9 protein-coding genes are annotated in these 10,894 nt (G+C 41.0%); 8 read left to right on the top strand and 1 reads right to left on the bottom strand.

The window, feature by feature from the left end:
- Nucleotides 1-56: 56 nt before the first annotated feature.
- From ACQK2H_RS01820 to ACQK2H_RS01835, 4 genes are all read left to right on the top strand, one after another.
- Nucleotides 57-656, top strand: a complete 600-nt coding sequence (locus tag ACQK2H_RS01820; protein WP_425389769.1) for an RNA polymerase sigma factor — start codon at nucleotides 57-59, stop codon at nucleotides 654-656.
- Entirely contained in the window at nucleotides 631-861 is a 231-nt protein-coding gene (locus ACQK2H_RS01825; protein ID WP_425389770.1) for a hypothetical protein, read from the top strand. Before ACQK2H_RS01820 ends, ACQK2H_RS01825 begins: the two co-directional genes overlap by 26 nt.
- 136 nt (nucleotides 862-997) lie before the next feature.
- Entirely contained in the window at nucleotides 998-1,642 is a 645-nt protein-coding gene (gene nth, locus ACQK2H_RS01830) for an endonuclease III (RefSeq protein WP_425389771.1), read from the top strand.
- Between the two features lie 93 nt (nucleotides 1,643-1,735).
- Nucleotides 1,736-2,938 carry a glycosyltransferase family 4 protein gene (locus ACQK2H_RS01835; protein WP_425389772.1) on the top strand — a complete coding sequence of 401 codons (1,203 nt, stop codon included), beginning with the start codon at nucleotides 1,736-1,738 and terminating at the stop codon, nucleotides 2,936-2,938.
- Between the two features lie 47 nt (nucleotides 2,939-2,985).
- On the opposite strand, the gene ACQK2H_RS01840 is transcribed toward ACQK2H_RS01835, so the two are convergent.
- The gene (locus ACQK2H_RS01840) at nucleotides 2,986-3,966 is read right to left on the bottom strand and encodes a hypothetical protein (protein ID WP_425389773.1); all 981 of its coding nucleotides are present in this window, start codon (nucleotides 3,964-3,966) and stop codon (nucleotides 2,986-2,988) included.
- 96 nt (nucleotides 3,967-4,062) lie between these two features.
- On the opposite strand from ACQK2H_RS01840, the gene ACQK2H_RS01845 reads away from it, so the two are divergent.
- The 4 genes from ACQK2H_RS01845 to ACQK2H_RS01860 all read left to right on the top strand — a co-directional run bounded on the left by ACQK2H_RS01845 (nucleotide 4,063) and on the right by ACQK2H_RS01860 (nucleotide 10,739).
- Nucleotides 4,063-4,677: a porin family protein gene (locus ACQK2H_RS01845; protein ID WP_425389774.1), complete on the top strand. Its 615-nt coding sequence runs from the start codon at nucleotides 4,063-4,065 to the stop codon at nucleotides 4,675-4,677.
- Between the two features lie 6 nt (nucleotides 4,678-4,683).
- Nucleotides 4,684-5,109 (top strand): hypothetical protein, encoded by a 426-nt coding sequence (locus tag ACQK2H_RS01850; protein WP_425389775.1) that lies wholly within the window; start codon nucleotides 4,684-4,686, stop codon nucleotides 5,107-5,109.
- Between the two features lie 143 nt (nucleotides 5,110-5,252).
- Nucleotides 5,253-6,350 (top strand): hypothetical protein, encoded by a 1,098-nt coding sequence (locus ACQK2H_RS01855; protein WP_425389776.1) that lies wholly within the window; start codon nucleotides 5,253-5,255, stop codon nucleotides 6,348-6,350.
- 12 nt (nucleotides 6,351-6,362) lie between these two features.
- Nucleotides 6,363-10,739, top strand: coding sequence for an Ig-like domain-containing protein (locus ACQK2H_RS01860; RefSeq protein ID WP_425389777.1), 4,377 nt, complete (start codon nucleotides 6,363-6,365; stop codon nucleotides 10,737-10,739).
- Nucleotides 10,740-10,894 lie beyond the last annotated feature (155 nt).

A 10,894-nucleotide genomic window follows, 5' to 3' on the forward strand; every position in this document is an offset into this window, starting at 1 on the left:
AACCCTAAACAGCACAATATGATATAGACCTCTACGTTAACAAACAGGTGAATTACATGAATAAGACAAGTTTGAATGATAGCGAATTGCTATCCCTCTACATTGGAGGAAACGAAGAGGCATTTGAGGAACTCCTCAATCGTCATAAAGACAGGGTTTTTACCACTATTTATTTAATCGTAAAAGACAGGTACACTGCCGAAGACCTCATGCAGGAGGCGTTCATAAAAGCAATTCGTACCATCAAATCCGGCAGGTATAATGAGGAGGGAAAATTTCTTCCATGGATTCTAAGAATCGCTCATAACCTGTCTATAGACCACTTCAGAAAATCGAAGCGATACCCGATGATCGTGATGGAGGATGGAAGTAGCGTGTTTAATACACTTGATTTCTCAGAGTCGTCTATTGAAGAAGAACATATCAAACAAGATACCTACAACCTTCTGAAAGCCTACATCAAAGATTTACCGGACTCACAACGTGAGGTGTTGGTTATGCGACACTACATGAAGATGAGCTTCCAGGAAATTGCTGATGCGACAGATGTAAGTATCAATACGGCGCTAGGAAGGATGAGGTATGCTTTGATAAACTTGAGAAAAAAGTTTGAGCAAACCCAAAACGCGTATGACAAAAACCTTTACAAAAAATGATTTAGTAAGATTTCTATATGACGAGCTAAATGAGGACGAGCGATTGGAGATGAAAGAATCGCTGTGTGCTGACATGGAACTCCGAGCAAGACTGGATGAATTGGAAGAAGCAAAATCTGCTTTGGATGCTGTGACATTTAAAGCGCCTAACGATGTTGTTTCAAGGATTCTATATGCATCGAAAAACCTTTCGGTTAGTAGCTAGAGCTGGACTGCTTTGTCTAGAAATCAATTTGGATTACCCCTACCCTAAAGGGAGTCCAAATTGATCCATTGCCCTTCCCTTTAGGGATTAAGGGTAAGAAAGGCAAAACATGACAAAGTCTGCCTAATTTTAGGCGATGACCAAGAAGGAGCGATACGAAGCATTCGTCAAATACTTTTCAGAATCTTATCCCCAACCGGAAACCGAGTTGCAATACTCCAATCCGTTTGAGCTACTTGTAGCAGTGGTGCTCAGCGCCCAGTGCACCGATGCAAGGATCAATAAAGTTACGCCTGCCTTGTTCAGGGATTTTCCAACACCGGAGCACATGGCAGCCAGTCACTTTGATGAATTGTTTCCTTACATCAGAAGCGTGTCCTATCCGAACAATAAGACGAAGCACCTCCTTGCCTTAAGCAAAAAGCTGGTTGAAGATTTCAATTCTGAAATTCCCACTACCATAAAAGAACTCACTTCTTTACAAGGAGTAGGTCGGAAAACGGCGAATGTCATTGTTTCTGTGCTGTACAATCAGCCTGCGATGGCAGTGGACACCCATGTGTTTCGAGTATCTAAACGCCTAGGTCTGGTCACCCAAACAGCCAAGACCCCATTGGAAGTAGAAAAGCAGCTAGTCAAACACATCCCTGAAGAATACATTTCACGTGCCCATCATTGGCTTATACTCCACGGACGGTACGTTTGTCTGGCCCGAAAACCCCAATGTGAGAAATGTGAGATCACACATTTTTGTAAATATTTTGATAAGAACATCGCCTGACACTACCCATTTATTGATGGTTGCCGATGCTTACGGTGTTTTCTTCGAAATACGCATTGATTTTTAACAAGAAGCTTACAACTTTAAGGCGAGGTGAAAATTCTCTACGTCCACCAATATTTTAAAACTCCTGAAGAAGGAGGCTCCATCCGATCCTACTATCTGGCTAAAGGTCTGATAGATGCCGGTCATGAAGTCACCATGATCACCGCTCACAACGGACCCTTTGAAGTAAAACAGATTGATGGAATTGAAGTGCATTATCTACAGGTCCCCTATGACAATGGTTTTGGTTTTGCGAAGCGTCTGCGAGCATTTTGGAACTTTGTGAGGCTTGCGAAAAAAGAAGCTCGGGTTTTGCATAAACATGATCTGGCTTATGTAATGACAACACCTCTGACTACCGGATTCATTGCGACCTATCTAAAAAAAGAATTGAATCTACCTTACTATTTCGAGGTAGGGGATTTATGGCCGGAGGCTCCTGTGCAAATGGGAGTGATAAAAAACAAGTGGCTGAAGAAATGGCTGTACTCCCTTGAAAAGAAATTTTACTTTGAGGCCGATAAGGTGATTGCATTATCACCTGCAATCAGAAATTACATTGAGAAAGTCAGTCCAAACACAAAAGTTTATGTAATCCCAAATATGGCTGATTGCTCATTCTTTGAGCCGGAATACAGTGTTGGTGACTTTAGCGAAAGCAACAAATTTCAGATAACATATTGTGGGGCTTTGGGGAAGGCCAACCATCTTGAATACTTCATAGAAGCGGCGAGACAATCACGAGATGCAAGCCTGCCGGTTCATTTCAATATCATTGGATACGGGTCAGAGCTGAAAAGATTGAAAAGCCTTTCTAAGCGATTAAAAAACGTATCTTTTTATCCACATTCAAGTAAGAAGTGTGTAAAGAATCTGTTATCAAAAAGTGATGCAGTTTATGTGTCTTTTAAGGACATCACTGTATTAGGGACAGGGAGTCCCAATAAATTTTTTGACTCACTTGCTGCAGGGAAACTTACTATCATCAATTTTGAGGGATGGATTAAAAATCTGCTGACTAAGAATAAGTGTGGATTCTATCACAACCCTAACTCCACGACGGAGTTTGTGAGAAAACTCAAAGTGTTTTTAGTTTCACCGGAGTTGCTGGCTATGTATCAACGAAACGGGAGAAAGCTGGCAGAACTATACTACGATAAGGATATTCAGATCACTAAGCTATTAAAGATCCTCAATAACGAATATAAGTTTGAGGTGACCGATTCTGAAGTTTATATTTTGACGGCTTAACCCACCCCTAACCTCGAGTGTCGAACCGCTCCAAGGAGGAGAAAAGGTTAGCTACCGGATGGTTTGTACTTCGATTCGGTGAAGATTTTATTGAAGTCGGTCTCCTTCATGATTTGCTGAACAGATGCTCCGGTTTGTTCTGCGTAGGCATTCACAATTTCCCAGCCAACCCACCTTCCGATTCGTCCCGGGCATTTGTCTCCAATTTCATACACATTAGGTCGCTCTCCCAGAAAGCGTTGCTTCATAGTATGGTCCGTTTCGAATAGCCATTCATTTTGGACAAAGTTGGCCCAGATGATTTCGTCGTTTTCATAAATATCAGTCCATTCTTCTTCAGTGTAACCGATTAAAACATGACCAGGAGTACAAGGCAAAATTTTGCTTAGCAGGTAGTACGATTTTCCATAATCAATCATTTCAGCAAGCATGGCATCACCTCTACTGGTAGCGATGTATTGACTGGAGATGAATTGTAAAATACTGGCTGCCAGGTGATCCGTCGTATATCGCTGAAGGATATAATATGGGATTTGCTGTGGTTTGTAAGTCGCATCAGGGCCAATGAAAAAGTCCATTCCAATCATGATGTGTTCATTGGAAATGAAAAGGTCATTGTAAAGTCCGGTCACGCAGGTCTGTACTGTGGGTGAAGGCGCCTGTGAATAGTAAACCTTAAGTCTTCCCAGACCATCTTCTAAGGTTCTGACCACCTCATCAAAATCTTTAAAAGCACGAATAGCTTCCCGGTATAGTGTATCAATTGATGGGTTTTGGATTAAACCAAACATACGGTTAGCCAAAATAGAATCAGCAGGATACTGATCAGCATGCAGAAAAAGCTCAGAGAAATTTGAGTGATCTTTTAGGAACTCCTCCACCTCTTTCGATGATTCACTCTGAAAAAGTTCTTGCTCCAGTCGCTCAACCCTTAAAACCACTGTTTCAGGTTCCACAGAATCCCTGCACTGCTGGTTTGCACATGAAGCCAAGAAAACAACACAAATCATTAGGAGGACTGCTCTCATACTATCTATTTTTGAAGACAAATGTAGCTAGGTAGCGATTGTTTTAATGAACCTTCTGCATTTATCGAACTGAAAAACTCAAAATATACAACGTAAATGAAGCAGTTTATTTTCTCACTTTTAATACTAGCATCCCTTGGATCAGTGGCACAGGTAAAACTTGGGTTAAAGCTGGCACCTGTAGTAAGTGCCAATCGTGCGAAAAATGATGCGCAAACCGTGGAAAATGACGGCTCGCAGATGAAATTTTCAGTGGGATTAATAGCTGATCAGTCGCTTTCTGATACATACTTTTTAAGCACAGGGCTTATTTACTTACCAAAAAGAGCTGCTTTTCGAAACGCTGATAACACGGTGGAGGAAGAGTATAAACTTCAGTATTTACAAATACCGGTGAGTTTAAAACTTTTCACAAACGAAATTGCACCGGATGTTAAGCCATACATCCAAATTGGTTCTGGACTTGAAATCAAAGTATTTGATGAGGCTGAAGATCCCAGCTATACGACAATTGAGAAATTTACACCTATTGATGTTCCGGTAATACTTGGTGCCGGAATTGAATATCGAGCCGGCATAAACACAACACTTTTCGGAGGCTTTTCTTATCAGAGAGGATTGGTGAATACGGTGAATGAAGCTGCAGCTGGTTTTGAAGACCTTCAGGTTCGTAATACCGTTTTATCCATTGACATTGGTCTTAAGTTTTAAGTTTTTATGAAAAAGTATCAGGTCATTACACTTGCCCTTTTACTGATCTTTTTATTTGGCTTGGGTAATCGAACGGAAGAAGACATGAGTAATGTGACTCTGAGGGTTCATCAGGCGTTGTGGCATGAAGCTACGGAGGGTATAGATACGGATGATTTGGAAGAGTTGCTTATTGAGCATGTCACAGTAATTGAAAGAGGCCAATCTCACACCTTCTCCCTAAAAGAGTTTGAAGATTATTTCAATGAGAGATTTCCGGATGGATATGATATTTATCCGTTTTCAAGAACAACTACTCAGGTTGGTTTTTGGGGAAATTCTTCCAGTGAGTTTGGTGTAGGAGAAAACGTTAAAGGAGAATTGAACATTAATGCCTGGAAATTCTTTTCAGGCTGGAGAGTAAGTAAGGTTGAAATTGCGTTTGATAGTTAATTTTTCTTGCGAAAATCCGAATATTTAATTTTAAAAATTAAATTAATCCATACATAATACCGTATCGGTCGAAATCATAAGTATTTCATAGGGTCTGTCATTTTTTATTTTTATCTTAAGAATGAAACTACCCTCCACTACTTATGAAATCACTACTCACACTATGCAGCATTGTATTTATTGCATATAATGCTCACACCCAAAATATTTGGATCGCGGATAACAGACCAACGGCTCCAACAGGCACCCACATCTTTGCTGATGTTACTGCAGCGATAGCTGCCGCAAGTCCTGGTGATATTATCCATGTCATCCCAAGTCAGTTTGTTTATCCTGACTTTACCGTAACAAAGGATAGTCTCACCATCTTTGGCATAGGATATAATCCAAATAAGGAGCAACCGGGCATTTCGAGCATTACGAATGTCACTATTGATATTGGCACTTTTGGTACCAGATTATCCGGCCTAGATATATCTGTGTTAAATATTGGAACTTCTGCCACCGGCTCTTTAGGAAATATCTTTATTGAAAATTGTCAAGTCAATTCAATAGAGGGGAATATATGCTGTGGAGAAACAACAGTTAGTAATATCATCATTCGAAACTGTGTTTTAGGACAAAATCAAGTGAGTACAACGCATACAATTAATCTGAATGATACAGATATATTTAGTACCTCTGTAGTGATAACTAACAACATTATCATGGGATCTTCCACTACCTCTAGTGGAGGATATGGTTCAATCAATGTAACTGATGCTATTGTAAAGAACAATTTATTTATCGGAAATGGCTCAACCAATGACTTTGCATTTAATAATGTCCAAACAAGTACTATCTCTAATAATATATTTTTGGGAAGACAACCAATTTCTGACGCGCGTACCGGAGAAGTAATTAATTGCACATTTAATAATAACATCACCTTTGGTGCTACTATTAATGCATTTCCTACAGGGAATGGTAATACTGCTTCAGCCAATCAGGAAGGTGTTGATCCGGTATTAGTGAACGTCCCAATTGTAGATGACTGGGATTTTACATACGATCCATCTCCGGATACTGGATCACCGGCAATAGGTGCCGGTAATGATACAAATGACATTGGAGTGACAGGTGGCACCATTCCTTATAGCCCAACCGGTACTCCGTTACCAGTTATTCAGGTTTTAAGACTACCGGAAATTATTCAGGAAGGCACTGATACCAATGCCACCATAGAAGCAGAAGGCAATTAATCGGCTCTCGTTATGAGATGTTATAATTACCTTATAAAGCTATTTATAGCCAGTGCAATACTGTTTGCATCCCATTTGGTTAGTGCTCAACCAGACACAACTGAGATATTTGAAATGGAATATTTCTTTGACGTAGACCCTGGTTTTGGAAGTGCGACACCTATTACTATTTCCACTCCTGATTCGACGATATCATTGGTTGAGCTGCTTTCAACCTCAGGCCTCCAAACTGGTTTTCATATACTTGGTGTGAGAGCAAGAAATGTCGCAAACAACCCTAAGTACAACGTGCTTGACACAGGCACTCAAATTGTGCGACCGTTCTTATTTATCGACCCATCATTACGTGCGGCCGGACAGTGGGGAATCACTGAAACTAGACTAGTGTTTGTTGATCAGTCGGATGTAGGATCCATTGTTGAAATCGATCAAATTGAATACTTCTTTGACATTGATCCAGGTGTTGGGAATGCCTCATTAGTTACACCTTTTACGCAAGGGAATATGATTTCTATTTCATCGGAAACATTAAACACCGATACCCTTTCGTTTGGTTTTCACACATTAGGAATGAGGGCACGCGCTGTTGGTGGTGCATGGGGTACTACAGAGACCCGATTGATTTTTGTTGATCAAACTCAAGGAGTAATTAATGTTGATCAAATTGAGTATTTCTTTGATGAAGACCCTGGAGTCGGAAGTGCCACCCAAATTACCGGTATTCCAGCTGCTAATTCTATTTCACTCACAGAAGGTTTAAACACGAATGGATTATTACCCGGATTTCATGTTTTAGGCATGCGGGTCAGATCAGAGAATGGTACATGGGGCACTACGGAGACTCGAATGGTTTTTGTAGATCAAGGGGGTACGATTAGCGATGTAACAGAATTCGAATACTTCATTGGGACAGATCCGGGGGTTGGCAATGCTGCTAACTTGGTTGCTGCTTCACCTGGTCAAATGGTAGATGAGGAGGTTATCTTAAATACAGATACCCTGGGAATTGGTAATTATCATATACACTTCAGAGCTCGAAATGCCGATGGAGATTGGGGGCTAACAGAGTCAAGGCCTTTTCAAGTTGTAAATATGGCAGCACCAGTAATAACTAGTGCAGATTCAATACCAACCAATACAACACCATTAAATATGACTGTCAGCTTTGGCGAAGCTGTAAATGGGTTCGATCAAACAGATATTACAATTTCAACCGGGGGCTCTCTACAGGGAGGCTCTTTTACTACAGTAAATGATTCTACCTTCACTTTCTTGCTCGATTTAACCACCGAGGGTTTGATTACAGTGGACATTGCGGATAGTGCGGCCACAGCCCAAGATGATGGTACTCCTTCTCCAACAGCAGAGACTTTTAAAGTAATCTATGACATTACTGCACCTGTAGTAACTGTCGATACACTTTTTACTATTGACACAAGCCCTGCCCTAACAGGAACTGTTGATAGTGACAGTGTGACTGTAGAAATTACAGTAGATGGATCCACCTATAATGCTTCCTCTGTATCAGTCGGTATTTGGACATTGAATGCCGGTACAATTGCGGCTTTAAGAAATGGTGTCTATGATGTGGTGGTTCAGGCCACAGACTCAGCCAGCAATGTAGGAACGGATACCACGACCAATGAATTGACCATTGACATTCTGGAAGTAACGATTGATACATTATCAACTTCAGATACTTCCCCTGAATTAACAGGAATGGTAACTGATACAGCAGCAACAGTTGACGTCACAGTTGATGGCACTACCTACGCTGCTACTGTAAATTCAGATAATACCTGGACGCTAGCAGCTGGAACGATCACACCTCCGCTGGCAGAGGGGACTTATGATGTTGCTGCATCGGCAGATCGTGGTGTTGAAGGTGTGGTAAATGATTTTACAACAAATGAGTTGACTATATTCAGTATCAACGTTCTGACATCCGTTGATCCACTCGCTACCAACAACAGAAGTCCGGCACTTACAGGAACCATCAGTAATCCTACTGCAACAGTAGATGTAACGGTTGATGGGTCTACCTATAGTGCAATAAACAATGGTGATAGCACCTGGACATTAGCGGCAGGAACGATAACCCCTGATCTTTTAGATGGTGTGTATGATGTTGCGGTATTGGCAGATGTGGGAGGAACCCAGGGGGCAGATAGTACGACAAATGAACTTCGAATAGATGGAACAGCTCCTGTAATAACAGTTGATTTTTTAGCAACCTCTATTTCTAGTCCTGAGCTTTCAGGAACAATTGATGACACAGATGCTACAATCGATGTTAGCGTAGACGGAAGTAATTACACCGCTATTAATAATGGTGACAATACATGGACGTTAGCCGCTGCTACCATCTCTCCCGGTTTAGTAGATAGTACTTATTCCGTCATTGCCACGGCTACTGATTCGCTGAGTAATTTAGGAACTGATGCTACAGATGATGAGCTAATTATTACTTCAACACTGCTTGCTGTATCTGCCACTGCAATAACCTCGAATTCATTCATTGCTAGATGGAGCCAAGGAGAAGATGTGCTCAACTATGAGCTAGATGTATCATCGACTAACGATTTCTCAACTTTCCTATCAGGGTTTGAGAGTTTTGAGACTACTTCCACATCGGCTGTTATTAGTGGGTTAGATTTTGCGACAAGCTACTATTATCGGGTGAGGCTGGTGAATACAGCCAGTGAAACATCGGCTAACTCCAACACTGTTTCTGTAAAAACTTCAATTGATCAGGAGACGATAGCTGATTCTACAGCTTTAGTACAAATTTATGAAGCACTTGAGGGTTCTAATTGGGTGGACCCTGTGAATTGGGAATCCGAAAGATTAAGAGACTGGGATGGAATAACCTTAGACGGCTCAAGACTGAGAGTGAGTCAAGTAGATATCAGTGGTAGGGAAGTGATTGGTGCTATGCCTAATCCTTTTACAGGAGATGCTATTGGAGGATTAGATGCGATTACCTTTATGAACATTAGTGATAATGAAATAACAGGACTCATGGATTTTGGTACCACTACCATTTCTGACCTTGATGTTTCATCCAATTCGCTGACATTTGAAGATCTTGAGCCTTTGATTGGGATTTCTAGTTTGACGTATTCTCCGCAATCGAGCCTGACCTTCAACCAAGATACAGGTGGTGACCCTATTGAAGTTCCTCATTTAAATGATACAACAATTGCTATAACTACCGGTGGATCTAACAATGCTTATGTCTTTTATAGAAATGGTAGTGCCATTACTCAAGGATCAGATTTTACGATTGCGGATTCAGCACTCACCATACTTTCGATAGATTATGACAACATGGGCGAGTTTTCAGCAGAAGTCACCAATTCACAACTTCCTGATCTGACCATTCAGGTCGACCCTCAGATAGTATATGCTGTTGCTGATTTGGGTATGACGATCGTTGATGGGTCTGGCGCATTACTGAACGACCCAATTTCGGGCTATTTGATGGAAGCAGTGCGCAGGCAGCAGGGTTTTGATACATTGGAGCGAGCAGATAATGTAGCTAGTACTTTTACTTTTCAGGATGTGGTACTGGGTGATTACTTGTGTGGTATTGATCCAAGCAATACTGAGCTATTCATTGCCACTTATTTTGGTGATGAATTTGAGTGGACAGTAGCTGACACATTGGAGTTTAGAGCGGAAGCTTCTGTTCAGGTTCAAATGACAGAGCAGCCACAAGAATTGGGGCCACAAGATGGTGACGGAGTGTTAGATGTCCTGATTGAAGAAGATTTCCCCGAAGAAGATGCTAGAATAGACGCCAGGAGAAGGGCTGCTAAAAGAAAGTGTGGATTAAGAAAGAGAAGGCGAGGGGGACGTTTAGGTCAGGAGGATGACGAGTTTGAGCTGATTGCTTATGGTGAAACGGATGAAAACGGAGAATTCAAATTTGGATTCTTGCCTGAAGGAACTTACAGGTTCTTTGTTGAATATCCGGGAATACCACTTGATGAATCAGCTGAAATCGAATTCGTTGTAGGAGAACAAGGCATTAGCGATACAGAATTTAAGCTGGAAGCATTTGTAGATGAAGATGGGATTGAGGTAGCAATCGAGCGTGTATTAGGATTGATTTTATCTTATTTCAAAGATCTGGAAGTATATCCTAATCCGACTAAAGACATTGTTAGAGTGCGTTATCGACACCTTAAAGCAAAAAATGTTTCAGCGCAACTCATAGATATGTCTGGCCAAATCATGTGGTCTAGTGAAGTGCAGAGTGGGTTTGACGGATCATTGGAAATTAATATGTCTGAGTATTCGAAAGGGGTATATGTGCTACACTTATACGATGAGTCTGATCCTGAGGGGACAGTAGTTAGCTACCGAATTTTGCTAGATAAGTAGTAGATAATCAGTCTTTTAATAAAAACCTGCTTGTTGAGTTGAAAAATTCTGCGGTGTTTAATTGAACTATTCACATTATTCTCTTGCAGTATTTCATGATTTTGTGAAAATACCACTTTATGGGTATTTGATTTGGTGATTAGCTCCTGTAACTT

This window comes from Ekhidna sp., assembly GCF_965228795.1.
Lineage (GTDB): Bacteria > Bacteroidota > Bacteroidia > Cytophagales > Cyclobacteriaceae > Ekhidna.